The 22,818-nt window shown below is 42.5% G+C and carries 19 protein-coding genes; 3 read left to right on the top strand and 16 right to left on the bottom strand.

What is annotated here, in order from left to right; all coding sequences use genetic code 11:
- Window positions 1-3 precede the first annotated feature (3 nt).
- The 5 genes from E0F88_RS21315 to E0F88_RS21295 form a co-directional block, all read right to left on the bottom strand.
- Window positions 4-903, bottom strand: a complete 900-nt coding sequence (locus tag E0F88_RS21315) for a nucleotidyltransferase family protein (RefSeq protein WP_131960302.1) — start codon at window positions 901-903, stop codon at window positions 4-6.
- Between the two features lie 287 nt (window positions 904-1,190).
- Complete coding sequence (locus E0F88_RS21310; RefSeq protein ID WP_131960301.1) at window positions 1,191-1,514, bottom strand: HesB/IscA family protein; 324 nt, start codon at window positions 1,512-1,514, stop codon at window positions 1,191-1,193.
- A gap of 107 nt (window positions 1,515-1,621) precedes the next feature.
- On the bottom strand, window positions 1,622-2,560 hold the full coding sequence (locus E0F88_RS21305; protein WP_131960300.1) for a homoserine kinase: 939 nt from the start codon (window positions 2,558-2,560) through the stop codon (window positions 1,622-1,624).
- 67 nt (window positions 2,561-2,627) lie between these two features.
- Window positions 2,628-5,084: a bifunctional aspartate kinase/homoserine dehydrogenase I gene (gene thrA / locus E0F88_RS21300; RefSeq protein WP_131960299.1), complete on the bottom strand. Its 2,457-nt coding sequence runs from the start codon at window positions 5,082-5,084 to the stop codon at window positions 2,628-2,630.
- A gap of 292 nt (window positions 5,085-5,376) precedes the next feature.
- Window positions 5,377-6,129, bottom strand: a complete 753-nt coding sequence (locus E0F88_RS21295; RefSeq protein ID WP_131960298.1) for a hypothetical protein — start codon at window positions 6,127-6,129, stop codon at window positions 5,377-5,379.
- A 224-nt stretch (window positions 6,130-6,353) separates the two neighbouring features.
- Here E0F88_RS21295 and E0F88_RS21290 point away from each other — a divergent pair, with 224 nt between their 5' ends.
- Complete coding sequence (locus E0F88_RS21290) at window positions 6,354-6,608, top strand: YrdB family protein (protein ID WP_131960297.1); 255 nt, start codon at window positions 6,354-6,356, stop codon at window positions 6,606-6,608.
- Window positions 6,609-6,619: 11 nt separating this feature from the next.
- Here the strand turns inward: E0F88_RS21290 and E0F88_RS21285 are convergent, their stop codons facing one another.
- Window positions 6,620-9,610 carry an FAD-binding and (Fe-S)-binding domain-containing protein gene (locus E0F88_RS21285; RefSeq protein ID WP_131960296.1) on the bottom strand — a complete coding sequence of 997 codons (2,991 nt, stop codon included), beginning with the start codon at window positions 9,608-9,610 and terminating at the stop codon, window positions 6,620-6,622.
- A 213-nt stretch (window positions 9,611-9,823) separates the two neighbouring features.
- Between E0F88_RS21285 and E0F88_RS21280 the strand changes: the two genes are divergently transcribed.
- Both E0F88_RS21280 and E0F88_RS21275 read left to right on the top strand, forming a co-directional pair.
- A complete protein-coding gene (locus E0F88_RS21280) occupies window positions 9,824-11,281 on the top strand; it encodes a TlpA family protein disulfide reductase (protein WP_131960295.1) in 1,458 nt (485 codons plus the stop codon).
- Between the two features lie 69 nt (window positions 11,282-11,350).
- The gene (locus E0F88_RS21275; RefSeq protein WP_131960294.1) at window positions 11,351-12,142 is read left to right on the top strand and encodes a DUF2490 domain-containing protein; all 792 of its coding nucleotides are present in this window, start codon (window positions 11,351-11,353) and stop codon (window positions 12,140-12,142) included.
- Window positions 12,143-12,201: 59 nt separating this feature from the next.
- On the opposite strand, the gene E0F88_RS21270 is transcribed toward E0F88_RS21275, so the two are convergent.
- The 10 genes from E0F88_RS21270 to E0F88_RS21230 all read right to left on the bottom strand — a co-directional run bounded on the left by E0F88_RS21270 (window position 12,202) and on the right by E0F88_RS21230 (window position 22,634).
- A complete protein-coding gene (locus E0F88_RS21270; RefSeq protein ID WP_131960293.1) occupies window positions 12,202-12,777 on the bottom strand; it encodes a DUF4136 domain-containing protein in 576 nt (191 codons plus the stop codon).
- 240 nt (window positions 12,778-13,017) lie between these two features.
- Complete coding sequence (locus tag E0F88_RS21265) at window positions 13,018-14,385, bottom strand: Gfo/Idh/MocA family protein (protein WP_131960292.1); 1,368 nt, start codon at window positions 14,383-14,385, stop codon at window positions 13,018-13,020.
- Window positions 14,386-14,620: 235 nt separating this feature from the next.
- The gene (locus E0F88_RS21260; protein WP_131960291.1) at window positions 14,621-15,565 is read right to left on the bottom strand and encodes a sugar ABC transporter substrate-binding protein; all 945 of its coding nucleotides are present in this window, start codon (window positions 15,563-15,565) and stop codon (window positions 14,621-14,623) included.
- 192 nt (window positions 15,566-15,757) lie between these two features.
- Window positions 15,758-16,705 (bottom strand): ABC transporter permease, encoded by a 948-nt coding sequence (locus E0F88_RS21255; protein ID WP_131960290.1) that lies wholly within the window; start codon window positions 16,703-16,705, stop codon window positions 15,758-15,760.
- 68 nt (window positions 16,706-16,773) lie between these two features.
- A complete protein-coding gene (locus E0F88_RS21250; RefSeq protein WP_131960289.1) occupies window positions 16,774-18,261 on the bottom strand; it encodes a sugar ABC transporter ATP-binding protein in 1,488 nt (495 codons plus the stop codon).
- Window positions 18,262-18,358: 97 nt separating this feature from the next.
- Window positions 18,359-18,607 carry a transposase gene (locus E0F88_RS34560; RefSeq protein ID WP_220466364.1) on the bottom strand — a complete coding sequence of 83 codons (249 nt, stop codon included), beginning with the start codon at window positions 18,605-18,607 and terminating at the stop codon, window positions 18,359-18,361.
- A complete protein-coding gene (locus tag E0F88_RS34555; RefSeq protein ID WP_220466363.1) occupies window positions 18,604-18,813 on the bottom strand; it encodes a transposase in 210 nt (69 codons plus the stop codon). Before E0F88_RS34555 ends, E0F88_RS34560 begins: the two co-directional genes overlap by 4 nt.
- Window positions 18,814-18,985: 172 nt before the next feature.
- A complete protein-coding gene (locus E0F88_RS21240; RefSeq protein WP_131960288.1) occupies window positions 18,986-20,149 on the bottom strand; it encodes a Gfo/Idh/MocA family protein in 1,164 nt (387 codons plus the stop codon).
- Window positions 20,150-20,213: 64 nt separating this feature from the next.
- The gene (locus E0F88_RS21235; protein WP_131960287.1) at window positions 20,214-21,254 is read right to left on the bottom strand and encodes a sugar phosphate isomerase/epimerase family protein; all 1,041 of its coding nucleotides are present in this window, start codon (window positions 21,252-21,254) and stop codon (window positions 20,214-20,216) included.
- A gap of 165 nt (window positions 21,255-21,419) precedes the next feature.
- The gene (locus tag E0F88_RS21230; RefSeq protein WP_131960286.1) at window positions 21,420-22,634 is read right to left on the bottom strand and encodes a class I mannose-6-phosphate isomerase; all 1,215 of its coding nucleotides are present in this window, start codon (window positions 22,632-22,634) and stop codon (window positions 21,420-21,422) included.
- Between the last annotated feature and the right edge of the window lie 184 nt (window positions 22,635-22,818).

The raw sequence follows: 22,818 nt of genomic DNA, 5'->3' as shown, positions 1-22,818 counted from the left end.
TTGCTACTCCCAAAGCTTATCAGGATATTCCCCTGACTCATGAAGAGGCGAGAGTGAGGCCTGAACTTTCGGTTTATCTTCGGGGTAAGTAACACCGAACCAATCAGAAGCACTTTTGAAAACACGGCAATTCCCCAGATCATTTTTGATGATGTGGCTCATGACAGTTGGAATATAAAATTCTGCTTTTGGGGAATGCAGATTTTCTCTTGCGTAAGTCTCAAACAAATCTTTTGTGATGGCAAACATGGAAGGTTTGAAGCCCCAGAAGTTCATCGATACCGGAGTTTCAGGTGCCAGTTCTGTCAGCTCCTCATTTTCTTCGAAATAAATGGCACCTTCCTTTTCAAAAATTTTAGTACGTTCCACAACAGACTCAAGGTTGTGATCTTCGCGTTCCACGCAGATACCTCTGGATACAGTTCCATTTTCTGACAAGGTTCTTTTCAGTTCATAACTGATCATTGCATGCTGGGTATCATCTGAATCATTCTGAAGGAATTCAGCCATGGTTGCAAATGCTTCACGACCATAAAAATCGTCTGCATTGATAACAGCGAAAGGCGTATCGGTTTGCTTCCATGCACACAAAGTAGCATGCCCTGTTCCCCAGGGTTTCACACGATCAACCTTACCAAGATCTTCAGGAACATAAGACTGAACGCCCTGAATGGCAAAATCGTAGTCTATTTTTCCTTTTAGTTTAGGTGCAAACAAAGCTTCCGCACTATCTTTTATTTCTTCCCTAACAATAAAAACTACCTTACCGAAACCGCTGCGAATGGCATCATATAAAGAATATTCAATAATTGTCTCTCCATTTGGGCCAAACTGATCAAGTTGTTTGATGCCTCCGTAACGACTGCCGATTCCCGCAGCCAAAATCAAAAGTGTTGGTTTCATTAAAAATGGTATAAATAATAACTGAAAGTGTGAATAAATAAGTTAAAAGCAAGTTTCCGGTCAAACGAACTTCCGTGGTTTCCGGCGATTCAGAACACAAAAAAAACAATAAATTACCGAAACTATACCATACAGGACGCATGAATTAGTGAGTCAATAATTACCTAATTTGCGTTTTCGTACACGCCAAACCTGATTTTATAAATTGAAAACATCATTTTTGTAAATAAAGGCATAAAAAAAGCGTGATGAAATTTCACCACGCCTGATCTTAACTTTATATATTTTTAGACTGCAAAACTTTCTCCGCAACCACAAGTCCTTGTTGCATTGGGATTTACAAACTGAAACCCTTTACCGTTCAAACCATCTGAAAAATCCAGGACAGTTCCGGCCAGATATAAGATGCTCTTTTTATCAACTACAATTTTTACACCTTTATCTTCAAAGATCATGTCAGTTGGCTTACTATCAGAATTAAACTCAAGATTATAAGTAAGACCTGAACATCCGCCTCCTAATACACCAACCCGGATCTGATAATCATCCTGGCCTTCCGCCTGACGTAATTCTACAATTTTGTTTTTGGCTGTTTCGCTTACAGTTACCATAGTCAATCTATTATTTAATGCTTGCTTCCAGTAAACGTCGGGATCATTTAAGAAAGTTCACCAAAATTCAAAAAAGGACAATGAACTTTGAAGTACCGTTCCCTGGCTTATTCTCTTTCCAGAACGGTGGCACCTCCCTGATTAATTCCGGATAAATGTAATGTTGAATCAATTCCTGCATCTGCAAAAGTCTGCTTCATGGCTTCACCTGCTTTTCTGGCATTTTCCATTCCTCTGCTTAACGCAAAAATAGAAGGACCAGATCCTGAAATACTACATCCTAATGCCCCATTGTTAATCGCCGCCTTCTTCACTTCGTTGAATTCAGGGATGAGGATAGAGCGTACCGGCTCAATAATCACATCCACCATTGACCGGCTGATCAGATCATAATCTGCCTTCATGAGCCCTGCAACCAAACCAGCCACATTGCCCATTTGTGCAATTGTATTTTTCAGCGACACCTCGTTCCGTAAAATGTATCTTGCATCTTTGGTATTAATTTCAATATCAGGATGTACAAGTGTACAGTACAGATCGTCTGGTACGGGAATAGAAAAAATGTCAAGAGGCGTATAACTTCTAATCACGACAAAGCCTCCCAACAACGAAGGCCCCACATTATCCGCATGAGCAGAACCGGATGCGATACGTTCGCCCTCCATCGCAAAACGGAGCAGTTCTCCTCGCGTGAGCGGATTCCCGAGCAATTCATTTATTGCTACAACACCTGCTACCGCGCTGGCAGCGCTGGAACCCATTCCGCTGCCCAGAGGCATATTTTTGTGCAAAGTAACTTCGCAACCCAGGTCTGTAATACCCAGATGTTTCAGCAAATGCAGCATGACGACCGTTACGGCATTCTTCTCGGCTGCACGGGGCAATCTACCATCGTCACCCGTAATTTCTTTAATTACAATTCCCGGTTTATCGATTCGCCGCACTTCCACCACATCACCCGGTTCCTGAATAGCAAAACCGAAAATATCAAAACCGCAAGCCACATTGGCAACTGTAGCAGGGGCAAAAGCTTTTATATAATTCACTGTAAAAATTAATTTTCCTTTAAATAGAGAATGGTATTCGGAAAAATATTCAACAATTTAAAACCTTCTATCCCAAATAGCTACTGATGCTCATGATATCTGCAAATACTCCCGAAGCGGTAACTTCTGCTCCTGCTCCCGGACCTTTTATTACCAAGGGGCGGTCTTTATATCGTTCAGTAGTAAATGAAATGATGTTATCGCTTCCCGACAGGGTATAAAAAGGATGTTGGGCATCGACTGTTCTCAACTCAACAAACGCTTTTCCGTTTTCTAATGTAGCGATGTAACGAAGTTTTTCACCGTTCGCTTCTGCATCGGATTGCAGTTTGGCAAAATAATCATCCGAAATTATCAGCTCCTGAAAGAAGTCCTCAACAGTTGCAGCGGCCAGACAGTTTTCAGGTAGCAGCTGAGCAACCCGCACATCACTGGATTCCAAAGGCACACCCACTTCTCTGGCGAGGATCAGGATTTTCCTGGCAACATCCGCTCCGCTCAAATCGTCTCTTGGATCCGGCTCGGTAAACCCTTTTGCTTTTGCTTCTTTCACCACATCAACAAACCGTACTCCCGGCCCGAATGAATTGAAAATAAAGGAAAGCGTACCGGAAAGAATGGCCTCAATTTTCAGAAATTTATCACCACTGGCCATCAAACCCTGGATGGTATTAATGATAGGCAAACCAGCTCCAACATTGGTTTCGTATAAAAATTTCACGCCGCGTTTTAATGCCGTGCGCTGAAGTGAAATATACTCGGCATAAGATCCGGAATTGGCTACTTTATTAGGCGTTACAACCGAAATGCTGGCATCGAGCAACATGTTGTAGTACTGCACAATATCTTTGTCCGAAGTGCAATCCACAAAAACACTATTGGGAAGATTCAACTCAATCATGCGCTGTACAAAAGCAGGCAAACTCGTTTTAACTCCTTCTTCATTAACTCTTTCCCGCCATTGTTCCGATCCGATTCCGTCAGGATCCAGAAGCATTTTTTTCGTATTGGAAAGTCCGGCAATGTTAAGATTCAAAAGCTTTTCCTCCCGAAGGTAAGTTGTCTGATTTTTTACCTGTTCCAGCAGCGTTCCGCCGATTAATCCAACCCCCACAATAAACAGGTTCAGCGAACGTGTTTCAGATTGGAAGAAAACGCCATGTATCGAATTGAGCGCTTTGGACAAATCGCTTTTTGAAATCACAACGGAGATATTCAGCTCGGAAGAACCCTGAGCAGTTGCTACAACATTGATACCGTTTTTACCTAAAACAGAAAAAAGCTTACCTGAAACGCCGGTGCTCTTTTTCATCCCTTCTCCAACGATAGCAATGATGGAAAGACTTTTTTCAATTGAAATACCATCGATATAACCCAATGTTATTTCATGAGAAAATTCCTTTTCCAATACTTCCCTTGCCTTTTGAGCATTTTTGGGATCAATGGAGAAACAAATGGAATGTTCTGAAGACGCCTGTGAAATCAGGATTACACTGATGTCGTTGAGTGACAAAGCCGTAAACAATCTTCCTGAAATCCCCGCCACACCGATCATCCCGCTTCCCTGTATATTTACTAGTGCAATTTCATCAATCGATGAAATACCGGTAATAGCGTAATCTTTTTTATTGGCCGTTTTTTGAACAAACGTGCCAATGAAATCCGTATTAAATGTGTTGAGAACTTTCAGCGTGATATTTTTAGCAAACGCGGGTTGCAGACTAGGGGGATAAATCACCTTTGCTCCAAAATGCGAAAGCTCCATGGCTTCGGCATAAGAAATGGAAGGAATAGTAAAAGCATTAGCTACCTTCCTAGGATCAGCGGTCATCATACCATCCACGTCGGTCCAGATTTCAATAACACTGGCGTCAACCGCAGCGGCAATAATGGATGCAGTGTAATCGGAACCTCCGCGGCCAAGCGTCGTCGTAACGCCATCAGCAGTGGATGCGATAAAACCTGTAACACATTGTAACGCATTTGTTTTCGCAAAATATTCAAGAATTTGCTTATTCGTTACTTCAAAATCCACATCGCCCATTCCATAAGTCGCATTGGTGTGAATGATGTTACGGGCGTCGCAGAACTCAGCAGATATTCCTTTGCTTTTAAGTATTTCGGTTATAACCAGTGTAGAAAGCCTTTCTCCAAAACTCATGATCAGATCCAGTGTTCGTTCGGAAAGTTCTTTGATCCAGGAAACACCTCTCAAAATGTCGCCTAATTCATTAAAAAGTCCACGTACCGCAGCAAACGTACCGCTTTGATTTTTGACGTTGATCATTCCTCTGACAACGGCAAAATGACGTTCTTCCACGACCTTCAGGAATTCGATATACTCTGCGTTGCCGGCAGCAGCCATTTTTCCGATCTCTATTAAACGATTCGTGACACCTCCCATGGCTGAAAAAACCACTGCAACCTGCTCACCGTTAGCGAGGTTGTTTTCAAGAATTTCTATTACCGTTTTGATACTATCGACCGAACCGACAGATGTGCCGCCAAATTTGAGAACCTTCATTTAAGCTAATTCGAATTACTGCAGATTGAGAAATAAATGGCTTAAAGCCACCTCTTTTAATTTTGGTGCAAATATAACAATTCAAACGCGGCGAGCTTCATGTCAGACAGGAAAACGCAGGTTTAGCTATCATTTTAGTTATAAAAATTTGCATGAAATCACCTAAATTATCGCCAATTTCGCAAAGAGTCATGAATTTTGTTACAATCGAGAATTGATTCGAAATGCTTCAAAACAACAAAGCGGAAAGGACCATTTGTCGCTTTCCGCTTCTAATTTTATTATTCACTGTTCAGAACATAATCCCGAACCCGGCACCCACATTTGCGACACCGACAAATCGCTTTTCATTAACCGGCATCTTCAGCTCAGGATAATTACCTACCTTGACATTAATTGCGACATTTTTTAGCTCAGCTTCTGTGGCAAGAAAATCCCCGGATAAGTGAAAGTAAAGTGTGTTTCCAAGTGGGATACGAAGACTTGCTCCTGCACCTACGCCAAAATCTTTGGTCGACGCGGGTGACAATTGAACATTGATTGTATTTTCGCCAGACTCAAAAGTACCAACCATATTTACCGACGGAGATGTTACCTGCACGTATCCGCCCTGGGCATGAGCTTCAAGCTGAACTTTGTTGATATTGAGATACAATGCGGGCCCGAACATAATTGCGTTAAATTTCCACCGGGAGACGTCGGACTGCCAGCTATGATTGGTTGTTTCATTTATTAATGGTTTTATATCATTCACACTCTGATTTGCACGGTCAATAATTGGCTGCGGCTTGGTTTTATTCAGGTTCATGCTCCCGGAAACTTTCAAACCAACCCAGCGTGCAATCCTGAAATCATAATTGATTTGTCCGTAATATCCAGAGCCGGTTAAACCAGCAAATGGGTCATTTAGTTTTTCTCTCGCCAGTTCGCCAACCGGCAGGCTGTAACCCGCAGTCACAGAAAAGAAATTGCGGTTATTATTTTGGGCAAAACTTTCTGTGACAACAAATGCAAACAGAAATATAAGATAACGATGGATTTTCATGGATGATGAGTATTCAATCTAGTTTGTGAAACGTGGTAATTTTTAAAGCTGGCAAATTTAACTAAGCTAACTTCAATCCAAACCGTTTTATTATACAGTATGCTTAAATACTTCGTTTAGGGAAATTTTATCAACACAATCTTATAAATATTGCTCCCGCAGTATAAAATTCAGGCTTGGTATAAAAATGGTAGTATGCTTTGGTAAACTAAATCAGAAACGTCATGAACAGGCAAGAAACAGATAAAGAAACCAGAGCTACCAAAAACACGAAAAATGTTTGGAAATGGATTTTAGGCGTTGGTATTGTACTGATGGCTATCGCTTTTTGGGGCGGCTTTTTTAATCACAACGAAAGTTTCGAACAATCAGAAACACCATCTGAAACCACGCAGCCAGCAGCCGACAGCATTGCTTCCGATACAATCGGCAATGTGGATGCTGATACGATCATGAAAAGTGTGCGGGGTACCAAATAAATTGCACTGGCTTATTTAGCCAGTGCCTCCCATAAAATTTCAACAGGATGTTTAGCCTTACGTCCTGTTCCATCCTTAATCTGGTGCCTGCAGCTTGTTCCCGGAGCTGCAATGATAACTTCCTCAGGCTGCTGACGTACCGTTGGAAAAAGCACCAGTTCACCAATCTTCATTGATACTTCATAATGTTCTTCTTCATACCCAAATGATCCTGCCATTCCGCAGCAACCGGATGGGATAAGCTGAACATGATAATTTTCCGGAATTGAAAGCGCCTTTTTAGAAGCGGTCATTGTTGACAACGCCTTTTGATAGCAATGCCCGTGAAGTTTGATCAGTCGTTTTTCGGCACTAAAAGCAACTTTACTAATCCTCTTTGCGTCAATTTCTCTGGCTATAAATTCTTCAAACAAAAGTGCATTTTTCGAAATACGGACAGCATCTTCTCTGGATTCTTTTGGCACCAGGTCAATATATTCATCACGAAACGACAGAATAGCAGAAGGTTCAATTCCAATCAAAGGTGTGTCATAGGTAACCTTATCTTTTAAAAAACCTACATTTTCAATCGCCAGTTTCTGCGCTTCTTTAACAAAACCTTTTGATAAGTATGATCTCCCCGATTCTGTATGTTCCGGAATGATAACTTCATAACCGAGCCTTTCCAGCAATTCAACTGCTTTTTTACCAATTTCAACATCGTTATAATTGGTAAATTCATCACAAAAAAGGTAGACTAAACGTGCGGAGGGCTCGGGGTTTTGGACATTGGTCGTCCTTTGCTCCTTCCTCCTTTCTTCCTTCTTCCTTCTTTTATACCAATTTAATAAAGTAGTTCCGGCAAGTTCGGGCATGGACCTGTCCGGGTGAAAACCTACGATGCGGTTGGCCACTTTACGAAGAGCCGTTGTACCGAAAACACCATTAAATGCCCAGGGAGCAATAGATGCCATTTTCATTTGTTTAGAAAAATTGGCAATCAGTTTGCTTCTCATCGGAACTCCATATGTTTCGTAATACTGCTGGGTAAATTCTGCTTTCATTTTCCCAACGTCAACACTCGACGGGCATTCTGACTTACAGCCTTTGCAGGACAAACAAAGATCCAGCACCTCTTTTACCATTTCCTGAGAAGTCGGGTTCTCAGACGTTTTTGTTTCCGGTGTAAGATATCTTCTTAAAATATTGGCTCTCGCCCGTGTGGTATCGCGTTCGCTCCGGGTTGCCATGTAACTTGGGCACATTGTCCCGCCTGTTAGCTCCGTTTTCCTGCAATCACCCGATCCACTGCATTTTTCAGCCATGCGAAGCATTCCTTCCTGGCTTGAAAAGTCAAAAACAGTTTTAATTTCCGGAGCGGGCTGATCCTGCCCATACCTCAGAAATTCATTCATCGGCGGCGTATCGACGATTTTATTGGCATTAAAAATTCCGTTCGGATCCCAGATTCTTTTCACCTGGCGGAACATTTCATACACTTCTTCGCCCATCATAAAGGGAATAAATTCGCCGCGCAGACGACCATCACCATGTTCTCCCGAAAGTGCTCCGTTATATTTTTTTACAAGTTTTGCCGTATCGGCCAGCACATCCCTGAATTTCTGTTTTCCTTCACTGGTTTTCAGGTTAATCATTGGTTCCACATGTAATTCACCTGCTCCTGCATGTGCATAATAGGAAGCATGTAATCCATGCCCTTTTAGGAGAACTTCGAGTTCGCCGATGTATTCCGGTAAATCCTCAACGGCCACAGCACAATCTTCGATCAGGTTAACGGGTTGCGTATCTCCGGGCAGATTACGAATCAAACCCAAACCAGCCTTGCGGATTTCCCAGGCTTTGTTTGCCTCGTCACCAAACAGAACCGGATAAGCATATCCAAGTCCAGCCATTTTAAGTTCAGCAATAAGCGGATTGAGCTGTGTAAGCACTTCTTCTTCGGTATTACCCCAAAATTCAACCATTAATAAGGCAGCCGGATCGCCTTCAATAAAAAAACGGTTCTGGGAATACACTGTATGATTTTTGGTAAAATCCATGATGTATCTGTCAACCAGCTCCGAAGCTTTCGGACCATACTTCATAGCAACCCGGTTTGCATGCAGTGACTCTGCAAGTGAGGCTGCGTGAACACATACTACACCAACGGCAGCCGGCATGGCATCAACCAATGCGATTTTTGCTTCTGTAACAAAACAGAGCGTACCTTCCGAACCGGCAATTAGATTGCAGAGATTGATTTGATCTTTGGCAAAATTATCAACCAGCGCATCCAGCGCATAACCTGAATTCCGACGTGTTACGGTAGGTTTCGCAAACTGTTTTTTAATTAATTTCTGATCAACCGGGTTTGACAGCATCCCCCACATTCCTGCCAGAATTGCCTGCTGACGTTTACTTTTAATGTTTTTTTCTGAAACCTTTTTTATATACTCACCACTGCTCTGGTTATTAAAAACCGCCTCTGAGCCATCAGACAGTAAAGCTTTTACCTCCAATAAATGATCACGTGTGCTTCCCCAGGTTATCGAATGCAAACCGCAGGAATTGTTTCCGATCATCCCCCCAATCATCGCACGGCTGGCAGTGGAAGTTTCCGGACCGAAAAGCAATCCGTATTTCGCAAGATGTTTGTTCAAATCATCGCGGATTACTCCCGGCTGTACACGAACCCATTTTTCCTGCTCATTCACTTCCAGAATTGCTCCAAAATGCTTGGAAATGTCCACCACAATTCCATTACCAACTACTTGTCCTGCCAGTGATGTGCCTGCTGCTCTCGGAATCAAAGTCAGCTTTTGTTCATTTGCAAATTTGATCAAAAGGCGAATTGCTTCTACCGTTCTTGGCAGTGCAACGGCAAGAGGCATTTCCTGATACACCGATGCATCTGTTGCATAAATGGCTCTTTGTGCTGCATGTAAAGTGGAGTCGTCAAAATACAGTTCTCCTTCAAATTGCGAACGAAGTGTATTAAATTGAAATAGCGATATACGATTCATCTGGAAGCGACGGAAATAAAAAGCTAATTTAATGTATCAAAATTTACATTTACCTGATTTTTGGAATTTAGAATAAGTTTTCATTACGCAAGATGGCAGGAAAGAGTTAATGCCATTTTTCTTTTGTATACAGCCATCGTTGACAGTACCAACGTATATTGGCACACTTTTTACATCCCTGCTGTTATACTATACTTTTCAGGTTAAAGATTTATGAAAAAATTAAATGTACTGATCCTCTCCTTATTCAGCTTAATCTCCTACGCTCAGAATACGGCAACGATAACTCTCACAACCCCAAAATCTTTTCAGGCAACAGTAACGCTGATATTGGAAGATGTTCACTTTAACCCCAATCTGGGAATTGGCCTGGCAGATGCAAAGCTCGAAACGATTGCCTCAGTCAACTTCATGGATGCTACAAGTGAAAAAGCTACTGTTAAAATTTCAGAACCAAAAATGATGCGGCTCCAGTACAGCGGTGGCGGCGTAAATAAAACCTGGATGCTTTTTGTACAACCCGGTGATGAGCTGACAGCCGCTTTTCCCGGTAACGGTGATGTAACGTTCGTTGGAAAGAATGCCGCCTACCAAAGTTTTCTTCAAAGTCATTTTCTGGAAAATCAGTATCAATATCTGCCTGTTTTCGGCTATAAACCGGCTCAGATCGAAAACAAAAGTATAACACAACAAAGTGACAGCCTGAAACAAGTACGCGTCAATGCTTATCAGAAATTCAAGGCTTCCAATCCTGCAAATCCTGCTTTTGAGGCTTATGTGACTGCAACTACGGAAACTGAGCCATCGGTGATCCGCAGGCTGATCCAGGAAAAAATCATGAGACGCAACCGTGTGACCAAACTGGACCCGGCACAAAAGAAAGAGCTGGAAGATCTGACACTTGCCGATTTTAAGATTTTGCCTGACGATGCATTACTGAGTCAGTCTTACCGCGACGAATTAAGGAACTGGGCGCTGATTCCTTCAACCAGAAAATTTCCACTGGCAGCAGAAACGAACTATGAAATAAGCCCTGCTGCCCTAAAAGACGTCTACGCTTTCAGTAAAGAGAAACTGGCAAATTATCCCAGGCAAAAAGAATATCTGCTCACATATTGGCTCAATTACGCAGCTACTGCTATTCCCACACTCGAAACCAGCAAATCGCTTTTAACAGATTATAAAGCCACTTTTCCAAAGTCTGAGTACTCAGAATATATATCTAAACTAATTCAAACAAAAGAAACGCTCCGGCCGGGAACAGTGGCTCCGGATGTTACACTGCTGGATCGTGACAGTACATCGGTTGCCATTAGTAAGTTAAAAGGAAAACCTGTTTGTATGGTATTTTCATTCAGTATCGGGCAGCACGAGCCGGCATTGAAAGCTCTTGAAGAGAAATACAAAGACAAAGTAACGTTCGCTTATGTTTCCGTTACATCCGGAATTCCGCTTCACACCTGGAAACAATATGCTGTGGAACGTGCCAACACAAAACATCTTTGGGCGTCGGATGAAAACATTGATGTACTAAAAGAGAAGTACGCCATAGATATTCGCTACCCATTTCTGGTTATTGATGCCGCAGGAAAAATTGTCAATCGCTGGATACCACAGGAATTCCCTAATAACAAAACGCTGGATGCTGATATTCAGAGGGCTTTGAAGTAAACAAGTGGTAACTTGAATTTATCTTTTGTCTATCTTTATATTTTAAAACATTTAATTTTGGTTTCTTGAATGAAAAAAATTATTTCCCAGCTTGCCTTTTTGTTATCATCATTTACCGCATTTGCTCAAGTCTCGCCCCCTGGACTCGACGGAACACATATTGCAGCCTGGGGTGCAGTTGGCGTTAGTCAGGTTCTAAGTCCGAAATGGACGGTTACTGCCTATCTTGGAGGTGCAAGAATGAGTGATCCTGATAGTTGGTCACCTTTTGAAAAGCAGAGTATTGCAGTTTACAATCATGAATTTCAGTATAAATTCAGTCCAAACTGGCAGGCTTCAATTTGCAACAGTATTCGTGTTCAAAACAAATACGATGAAGAAGCGCCTTATGAAGCTAAGGATCCGTCTTACCGCTGGGAATTACGTCACTACGGAAGACTTTACTACAAACAGCAGTTGGGTCATTTTGCTATGAATTACTCCTTTCGTCCCGAATTTCGTACATTTTACACCCCCGATTGGCAGCCTGCAACAATGCCTGTCGAACTTCGTTTCCGGTTAAAAGCACAGACAAGCGTTCCGATCAATCAGGCAAAAACGAACTTTCTTGTAAGCGGCAACGAGCTACTTACAGCCATTGATGAATATACAAACGCCCTTCCCGCGGATCACAAACATAACTGGTCAGCGTATCACTTTACAGAAGATCGCTTTTCCGTTTATTTCAGACATATTTTTGCGAGACAAGATGTCGTTCTGGATCTGGGTGTGATGGAACAATTTAAAACGGGCGGACATTTTGATGCAGTTTCTTATGTGTCTTTTGATGTTTTATTTCAAAATCCATTTTCAAGAAACTAAGCTGTAAATGCATAAAAAAGAGGCAGCGTTTCCGTTGCCTCTACATTCCAACTCAAGTTTTACTTTCTGCTGTAAGTATCCAATGTTGCTTCCGGGAAAGTTCTCAGAATGTCAGCCATTGTATTTTTTACCATCGATTCGCGGTCGTCTTTTTTGGTAGGCGCTTTTACTTTACCAGAAGCCCATCCCTGCCAGATCATTTTGTCGTTATTTTTTTGATAAATGTTCAAAATGAAACGGCTCTCCTGATAATTATAGGTAGAAATATTGTTCCCGCCACCGTACCACCACATGTAAGGTGAGTACATATTATTTGAACGAACCTGCTGACGATCTTTTACATCCGTCATAAAACGTACAATAATATCAGGACTGCTTTGATCCAAAGTATAACCCTTGCCTTTCATCACCTCAATTACTGCATCTCCCAACCTTCTTCGGTTAAGCTCACTGCCCAGCAAAGGATCCTGCTCCATAGTTCGCTCAGACTCTACTTTGAAGGTTTTAAATTGTTTTAGGTTCACTGAGGAGTCATAGTCATAACTAACCTGGAGTGCCTGGCTGCAAGCCAGCATAAGAACTCCCGCCGCTACCACCAGAACGATGGATTTTGTCCACTTCACTATATTTCCCATTGTTGTTGAATATTTAGTTTATTAATTATCTGACACCTTCCCGGATTAAATGGTTGAAACACCGGAAAAAGATATCTATAAAACTTATAACAAATGCTGTTGGTATACCGGTTCAGAAATTTATTTTATTTCAGAGCGGTTAGATGTGAAGTTGAACGCTGTAGACACAATGGAAAACGCAATAAAGCGCAATTAAAAACCATTGTGATCCATTGCTCCGGGCCGCAAGAGCCCTTGAATTTATACTTTCCTATAATCCGGGTGTTTGTAAGGATCCCGGTAGGCACGTGCCAGCAAACCAGTCGCTTCGCGATCTCCGACAACTTCCCTTTTTACCGGATCGTATACAACAGACCTTCCGGTTTTCATTGAGACATTGGCCAAAATACAACTCGCAGTAGAAATGTGGCCTTCTTCAATATCAGCAATTGGGCGTGTACTATTGTCAATTGCGGTCAAAAAATCTAACATGTGGAGGCGTGTCGCAGGAGCTGCATTGAGTTCAATCCGCTCTTCTTTGAGATCTTCCGGATATTTCTCCTTTTCGTAAACAACGTCCTTATGGATCTTCTCACCTTTTCCCTGGGGAATAAAATCGTAAGACATAGTACTGGCCCACAATGTGCCTTTTTCCCCATACAAAGTAAACGACCATGGATAGTCCGGATTATTGGGCGTACCCCAGGTACGATGCTGCCATACGCAGTTTAGCTCAGGATATTCAAAAATCGCTGATTGGGTATCTGAAATATTGGATTTCCCTTCTTTCTGCATATAAATACCTCCGGTAGAACTGATCTTTTTAGGCCAGCCCAGTTTCAGCATCCAGCGAACCGTGTCAAACATATGCACACACATGTCCCCCGTAATTCCGTTGCCATATTCCATAAAAGTCCTCCACCAGCGGATATGAGGAATACCGTCATACGGCCTTAGTGGTGCAGGTCCGGTCCATTTTTCGTAATCCAAAAATTCAGGAACAGCTTCAACCGGCGGGTTTCCATTGTTTCGCATGTGATAGTAACAACACATTTCTACGTGAGAAATTTTACCAAGCAATCCTGCGTCTACAATATTTTTCTTGGCATCAATTAAATGAGGTGTACTTTTTCGCTGCGTCCCAACCTGAACCACTTTTTTATATTTCCGCGCAGCAGCGACCATTGCCTCACCCTCCATCACATCAACACTGATCGGTTTTTGAACATATACATGAGCCCCTGCTTTCACGGCATCAATCATCTGCAAAGCATGCCAGTGATCAGGGGTGCCAATGAGCACGATATCTAATTCATTTTCAGCTAATAATTTGTTGTAATCACCATATAGCTTCGGTGTTTTACCCGATTTCTGTCTCTGGCTAACGAGCTTACCCGCTTCATTCAATTGATTTTTATCAACATCACAAAGCGCAATAACCTCGACAGGGGCAACCTGTATGAGCCGAAACAAATCACTTTTCCCGTACCAACCAGTACCAATCAAAGCAACCCGGAGTGTTTTTGCCGGATTAATTAAATCCATTCCTCTGGCGCCAAAGGCAGATAGTGCAAGAGAAGCCGTGGCGCCATATAAAAATTGACGACGATTTATATTGAAAGTATTCATGCAATCAAAAGTTTCAGTGAAAATGTGCGGCTGAAAATCAGTTGATGATAAAAGTGATTTGGAAAGGCTGTATACTATTTAAGAATTCACTTTGTTGGTGAATGATGGTATCGAATGAATAGTTTTTTACCGGAAAGTTGGTGATTACTGGTAAAACGTTCAGCGAATATTTAACAAAAAAACAGTCAATTTGCGATTTGCAAATCTCATTATTCAATTCAGACATTATTACACCTTACTTCAGAAACTCCCCAACATTTTCCTTAGTCACCAACTGAAACGGAATCAAAACCTGACTTTCAAACTTTTCACCTTTTGCGGCTTTTACTGCCGTTTCAATGGCTTTACCGCCCTGCTGCTTTGCATTTTGAAAAACGGTAGCGTCCAGTGTTCCTTTTTTTACTGCCTGTAGTGCATCCGGAATGGCGTCAACACTTACGACTATCATTTTATTTTTCAACCCGGCTGCTTCAAGTGCTTTTACTACACCCATTCCCATTTCATCATTCTGAGCAAAAATCGCATTGATTTTTGTTCCGAATGATTGTATCCAGTTTTCCGTCAGCGACATTGCTTTCGCTCTGTCCCACTCTCCGGTTTGCTCTGCAAGCAATTTCAGGCCGGGATTTGCCGCCAGTATTTCCTTCGCCCCCCTGTCCCTTTTAAGCTGAGCCGCCTGTCCCATGTAACCATGCATCATAATCACATTCCCTTTACCACTTAGTTTTTCTGATATATATTTCATGGCAATCCTGGCCGACTCAACATCGTCGGAGCCAACGAAGGCTGTCGGCTTCGCAGTTGTTTCTGAATTGACATTAATGATCGGAATTTTTGCTGCCAAAGCAAGTTTTACTGCCGGAGAACTTGCTTCAACTTCGCATGGATTTAGTATGATCGCGTCAACGCCCTGCGCAATAAAACTTTCCACCTGCTCAACTTGTTTCAGGGATGACCTTTCCGCATCAACTACAATCAACTCAACGCCCAGTTCTTTCGCTTTTGCCTCCATTTCATCAGCGACATTGACAACAAATTCGTTTTGCATACTCAGCATAGTAGCGCCAATGACAAGCTTTTTCCCCGAATCAGCCTTCCCGGAATCGTCGGTCTTCGATTGATTACAACCAGTTATTAATACGGAAAACAACAAAATTCCGGACAAAAAAATATTTTTCATTTGATTGATATTGAATAAATTAAATCTAATTCATCGGGCGATGCCCGATGCGGAGGGATGAATGCCCGTTGGGCAAGCTGCCTTTCTTAATATATTGCTTCTACCTCTTAGTCTCCGTAATTCGTCTGCTATTTCCTTCCTCCCTCGTCCATCCTTCCCTTCTTCCCCATTCCCTCTGCCCCAAACCCGTTTCTATCTCTCCTTCCCCATACTATCCAAAACCACAGCTCCAATGATAATTGCTCCCATTACAACCTGTTGATAATATGAAGTGACATTTAGCAGATCCAAACTGTTGCTGATTACGCCAATCAATAACGCGCCGACAAGTGTTCCGGTCATGGTTCCGGTTCCGCCTGATGTGCTTGTTCCGCCAATGATAGCTGCCGCAATAGCGTCCAGTTCAAAACCTGCTCCTGCGTTAGGCTGTCCGGTCGTGATTCGGGAGGTTAATAAAATTCCTCCTATTGCAGAAAGCAAACCGCAAATGGTATATACCCACATTTTTACGTTGTTCACCCTGATTCCCGAAGCCCTGGCAGCTGGTTCATTTCCTCCGACGGCATACATGTACCTTCCCAGTATTGTTTTATTAAGAATAACAGAACAGATAATAAAAGCCAGAATGAGAATAATAATCGGGAAAGGAATTCCAAATAAATTACCTCCGCCGATAAAATTGAAAGAATCTGACAGATTGGATACCGGCCTGCCTTTACTTAAAATCAACGCCAGACCACGGCCTATTGTCATGGTTCCAAGTGTCACAATAAATGGCGGCACTTTACTTTTCGTAATCACCAAACCATTAAATGCGCCGAAGGCCAAACCTGCAATTAACGCGACAAAAACAGGAACAATCACCGGATAGGTGTCGGGGTGAGCAAATGTGGCGGCAATAACGCCGGTAACCGCCACCATTGAACCCAGGGAAAGATCGATACCGCCAGTGATGATCACAAATGTCACTCCAAAGGCCAGCAGTGCATTTATTGAAACCTGCGTACCGATATTAAGCAGATTAGGTATGGTAAAAAACCGTGGTGTGCTCAACGCGAGGACCAGGCAAATGATAACAAAAGCCAGGAATATTCCATACTGGCCAAAATTTTTAAACTTCGTTTGAGTGTTACTTACCACTTGATATTAGGTTAGACTTGTATTTTGGTCTTAAAAGCAACCAATGGCTTAATGCTAATTTCTAAAAGCTACTCAACTGCATACTTCATAATCATCTCCTGAGTCGCTTTATGCCTGCTAAGCATTGCTGTTTTTCTTCCTTTTGACAAAACCAATATCCGGTCACTCATACCAAGAATTTCAGGTAATTCAGAAGAAATCAGAATCACAGCAATACCTTCTGCCGCCAGATTTTGGATTAATTTATAAATTTCAAATTTGGCGCCAATGTCTATTCCACGTGTTGGTTCATCCAGAATAATAACTTTGGGGGATGCTAAAAGAACTTTGGCAATGACCACTTTCTGCTGATTTCCTCCACTCAGGTGCATCACTTTTTGATCAGAGCCTGAAACCTTGATTCTGAGATCAATAATCATTTTTTCTGCTACTTCCTTTTCGCTTTTTGTATTAATAAAAATCCCTTTCCTATGTTTTGAGAGACTGGCTAAGGTCATGTTTTCTTTAACAGAAAGCGCAGGAATAAAACCAATGCCTTTACGATCTTCACTTACGTAACCTATTCCGTTTTTTACTGCGTCACGTGGCGAGTTAACTTTTGTTTTCTTTCCACCGATAAATATATCCCCCGAATCAGCCTGATCCATTCCATAAATTACTCTGGCTATTTCAGTTCTTCCTGCTCCCATTAAACCTGCAAGCCCGAGAATTTCGCCTGCATGTACCTCAAAACTAATATCAGAGAACTTCCCCTTGCGGCTTAAATTTTTAACTGATAAAATTTCCTGACCTTTTTCCACCCGACGCTCTGGAAACATGTCGTCGAGATCCCTGCCCACCATCATTGATATCAGTGCATTTTTATCAAGTTCGGACGCTGATTTTGTACCGATATAGTTTCCATCGCGTAACACAGTTACCGTGTCTGCAATTTCAAAAATCTCATCCATTTTATGAGAAGTATAAATCACTGAGACACCTTTACTTTTTAGCTCGCGAATAATCCGAAAGAGAGTTGAAACCTCCTTATCTGAGATCGCAGAAGTTGGCTCATCCATAATAATAACCTGCGCCTCATTTGAAATCGCCTTTGCAATTTCAACCATCTGCATCTGCGCGACGCTCAGATGTTTCATTTTGACGTCTGCACCAATTTCCAAACCTATTTGACTTAAAAGCTCTTTTGCTCTGGAATTTATGTTGCTATCTCTCAGCCATCCTGACGTTGATGCACCGATTTCTTTTTCTCTACCCAAAAATATATTTTGAGCTACGGTAAGTTCTGGAATGATCAGGATTTCCTGATCGATCATCGAAATACCTTTCCTGAGTTTATCATTCACACCTTTGTTTCCAAGATAGTTTCCATTAAAAACGATCTGTCCTGAATCAGGATTTGTCAGGCCTACCAGGATTTTCATGAGGGTTGATTTTCCGGCTCCGTTTTCGCCCATTAAGGCATGTACTTCTCCTTTTTTTAGAGATAGCTGTACATTGTCCAGGGCTTTTATTCCTGAGTAGGATTTGGTGAGGTTGGTGATCTGGAGGATGGACATGAGCTGCGGTCTGAGATGAGGGCGTATCGCTAAATAATAGGGCGATGCCCTATCTTGAGGGATGTAGGCCTTTCAGGCGAGTTGGATAATTAACATTTTAGTCCCATATGTACTGTTCGTCGTATTCGATATTATATTTTTTGAGGAAACTTCTTAGTTCACCTTTGAAATCCTTATTTTGATGATGGGCTTTTTGATTCGTTATATACCGGATTACCACATCAAGTTCATACGGGTTTACTGAGAAGATGGCGTATCCGTCCTGCCAGTAAAAGTCACTATATTCTCTTCCTTTTGTCTTGATCCATTTCGAAGAATTCTGTTTGAGTGCCTGCAAAAGTTTCATTGCCGGAATCTTTTTGGACAATACGCACAGGATGTGAATATATGATCAACATAACCGCCTACTTTGATACAGACGCATTCAAGTTCGTTACATACCCCACCCAGATAATTCCATAACTCCTCTTCGATTTTTTCATTGATAAGTGGCAGCCGGTATTTCGTGCTGAACACGATGTGTGTACAGATTTTTGATAGTGATTGCGACATATTAGTGTGTGGATAATAGTGATATTATGGCGACAAAATAGGGCGCTGCCTATCTTGAGAGACGAAGCCCTTATAGGGCAGCAAATAATCCATTTACCCTGAAAGGGTTCCATTCCTGAGCCCAGGGCACCGCCCTGGGTATTCGTTATCGGATTCTCGTTACATTAGACACTCACGACCCAGTCCATTCCACTCCCGTATCCTTCCAGCTCCTGGAATTCGCAGAATCAATAACAGCCTCACAAACCTTCTGAGTTTCCAAAGCATCCTTAAAAGTTGGAGCACAGTCTTTTCCGGTTTGCAGACTTTCAAAAAAATCGGCGGCCTGGTGGATAAAGGAATGTTCATAACCAATACTTGTTCCGGGAATCCACCATCTTTTCATATATGGCTGATCACCATCCGTAACCAGAATAGATCTCCAACCGCGAACGATTGAATCGTCGCTGTGATCGAAGAATTCCAGGCGGTTCAGATCATGCAGATCCCAGCGAATGGAAGCGTGCTCTCCGTTAATTTCGAATGTATAAAGCGCTTTGTGGCCACGTGCATAACGTGTTGATTCGAAGAGGCCAAGAGAACCATTATCAAAATGGCAATGAAAAATGGCGGCATCGTCAATCCCCACTTTCTGAACCTGACCGCTTTCAGCGTGAACACGTTCTTTGATAAATGTCTCAGTAACAGCAGAAACATCTTTAATCCCCCCGTTAATCCACATCGCTGTATCGATACAGTGTGCAAGTAAATCACCTGTTACACCGGATCCGGCAGCATCCACATCCAGGCGCCAGGTGCCAGTACCGCCCTGTGGCACATCCGGATTGATCGTCCAGTCCTGCAGGAAGTTGGCACGGTAATGAAAAATGCGTCCCAACTTACCGGAATCAACAATTTGTTTTGCCAAAGTCACAGCAGGAACGCGGCGATAGTTATACCAGACTGTATTTTTAACACCTGCTTTTTCAACTGCATAAACCATGGTTTGCGCTTCTGCCAATGTTCTTGCCAAAGGTTTTTCGCAAAGAATCATCTTTCCGGCAGCTGCGGCAGCAATCGCGATTTCGGCGTGCGTATCATTGGCCGTACAAATGTCGACAGCATCAACATCGTCACGGGCAATTACCTTTTTCCAGTCCGTTTCAAATGATTCATAACCCCATTGCTCTGCAAAGGCCTTTGCTTTTTCTGCATTGCGGGAGCAGGCTACTTTCAGAACCGGCGTGTATTCCAGCTCAGGAAAAAAGTTGGCAATTCTGTTATAGCCATTGGAATGCGTCCGGCCCATTAATCCGGTTCCGATGAGTGCAATTCTTATCTCTTTCTTGTTTGACATATTTTTAAAGCAATTGGCTGTTAGCTTTTAGCCTTTTTATCAATAAATTATCTAACTGAAAATATTAAGACTCTTGATACCAGCCATGAGCCTGACGAACTTTTACTAAGGCAGACAGTATGTCATTCCAGGTTTGCTGATCGCCCATAACCGTATTTGGGAACATACAACCATCCCAACATATATGACGGAATGCCTTAGTCAATTCACCATTTTCGTTACGTAACCAGTAACCGGCATCATGCGTAATATCCAGTTTTCCATTTGGATCCGTTGCCAGACAGTGACGACCCGTTTTATCATGTGAACCTGTACCATGAACCGTACCGTCGTTTTGAGCAACGTGGAAATCGAATGTCCAGGGACGAAGTTTTGCGGTCATCGTTTTCAGTCCTTCTTCCAGAGCAGCTCTGTCACCCCATTGGAAATCCACTGGTAGAATACGATCCTCCGGACTGTTATAACCAAGCAGATAAAGGAATGTATGTGACATATCCGCCTGAAAACCCATGTTCGGGCGATCCACAGCTTCCATTGTTTCAATCATCGTTTTCCAGCTCTGCATACCTCCCCAGCAGATTTCACCTTCAGCAGCAAGTTTCTCACCAAAATCAGCCGCAACGTCACAGGCCTTTCTGAAAGTTTCAGCGATTTGTTTTGTATTTCCTGCGGGATCCTTTGACCAGACCTCCGGAGAAACCGCTGAATCAATACGGATCACGCCACCATTTCTAACACCAGCTTCACGAAGTTTCTGACCAAAAATACAGGCATTACGTACTTGTTCTACAAAAATATCCCGGGACTCCTTGGCACCCATTGCAGAACCAGCCCACACATTGGCTACAAGACTTCCAATCTCAAGATTGTAGCCACGCACTTTATCCGCAAGACGGAATGCGCCATCCTCGCTATGTAAGTACGAACCTAGATGCTCATCAAAAAGACCGATATCAACGCCGTCAAATTTCACACCGCTCACCTCAGCGGCAGCAGTTTTTTCTAGCAATGTGTCAAAAGGAATGATAGGTTCAGAATCTGAACCTTTGCCGACAATACCAGGCCATGTGGCATTGTGAAGCTTTGGATAATTATTTTCTGGCATGGATTATAGGTTTTAGCGATTAGCTGTTAGCTATCAGCCGCGGCCGACTACTAACAGACATCTTGTAAGAAAATATATACTATCAAAAACAAATAGAGCTCAAATCATCAGCTATTGAATTAACTTTAAATGCCGTATTCAGCTAAAAGCTAATCGATAATAGCTTCATAACACCAGATCCGGATTCAGCGGACCAAAATGTTTCAACATCACAATCGGGTCATTTGCTGACGGATTGCTGATCACGACTCCTTCCTGTGCAGCTCGTTCGCTCACAAAGAATTCATCATTTGTCAGTTGTCCGTAATGGATAAGCGCAGGAGTTTCGATATCCCAAACACCAAGCTTACCATGGCCCTGCATGACGATCAATCCGTAAGCAGCTGCATCAGTAATGGTAACAGTCTGTCCCGGAAAAACGGTAAGTTCCTTGGCACTGTAAGCCTCGCTTTTATAACAAATCCAGTTTTCGCTGTATCCCTCTGCCTCCATTTCTTTTACGTCCTTTACCGGTTTAGGGCGCATGAAGTGCTTTTCCATCAAATTAGGATTCACATTCAAATCCCAGTCGATCACTTCCATTAGCAAGTCGTAATCACCGATTCTGTCTTTTGGCGTTCCTTTCCAAAGCAATTCCTCCGGAATAATCGCTTCATTAACAAGTGATTGATACATTGCAAAAATATCGGATGCTTTTTGAGGCTCATAGGTACACAAACTACCAGGAGCATGCAACATGCCAGGAGGAACATCCCATCCTGTTCCAGGCTCCAAACGAAACGCCTGCGAGTAGTTGGTAATCTTATTATCACCCTTGGTGAAGTTCATCAGACACTCCTTGATCTGCTCCTTCGAGGTGCCAGGCGCAATACCAATAAATGTGTATGGGAAATCGCCGCCGTGGTTATTGAGTTGCGGAGGGAAATAATATGCCTCCGGCTTTCCGTTCTGGCCCACCATCGCAGCGTGCTCATCTCTGTGGTGAATATGGTGGGGTAACGGGCCCATGTTGTCGAAAAACTTGGAATACATTGGCCAGCTCTGGTATTCATCCCAAAGGCGGTCACCTATAATTTCACCTTTCAGCTCATTTACCGCGTCCTTCAATGTCACTTTCTGAACACCTGATTCATCTTCAAAAACGATCTGGCTTAAACCTTCATTTTCTCCTGTAAGCGGACCATTCTCCGCCGGAGTTGTTGAAGACAACCAGCGCTCGTCTATACCGCCACGCTCACCGCCAAGCACGTAATAATCGTCCGGATGTAATTTTATTCTTCGACCAGGTACACAAAACGAACGCGGCACCCAGGTCGGAGCCAAGCGTAATATTCCTTTTCCCTGTTCTAATGCCTTCCCGGCTATACTTGAAAGTCCCATCGGTTAATTTTAAAAATTGGTTTAGTTATTAATCTTACTTTCTGGTTTTTGAAAAATCTTATTGCGGTGCTCTGCACCTTACTATCTTATCTGAAATTATATTTCTACAAATCTTTCGGTGCTCTGCACCTTTTCTAACATTTAACAGATCGTCGTAACAGATTTGATCGATCATTTCTTAACC

Source organism: Dyadobacter psychrotolerans (assembly GCF_004349265.1).
Lineage (GTDB): Bacteria > Bacteroidota > Bacteroidia > Cytophagales > Spirosomataceae > Dyadobacter > Dyadobacter psychrotolerans.
The sequence above is the reverse complement of the archived record's forward strand: the minus strand, read 5'-3'. Positions and strand labels throughout refer to the sequence as shown.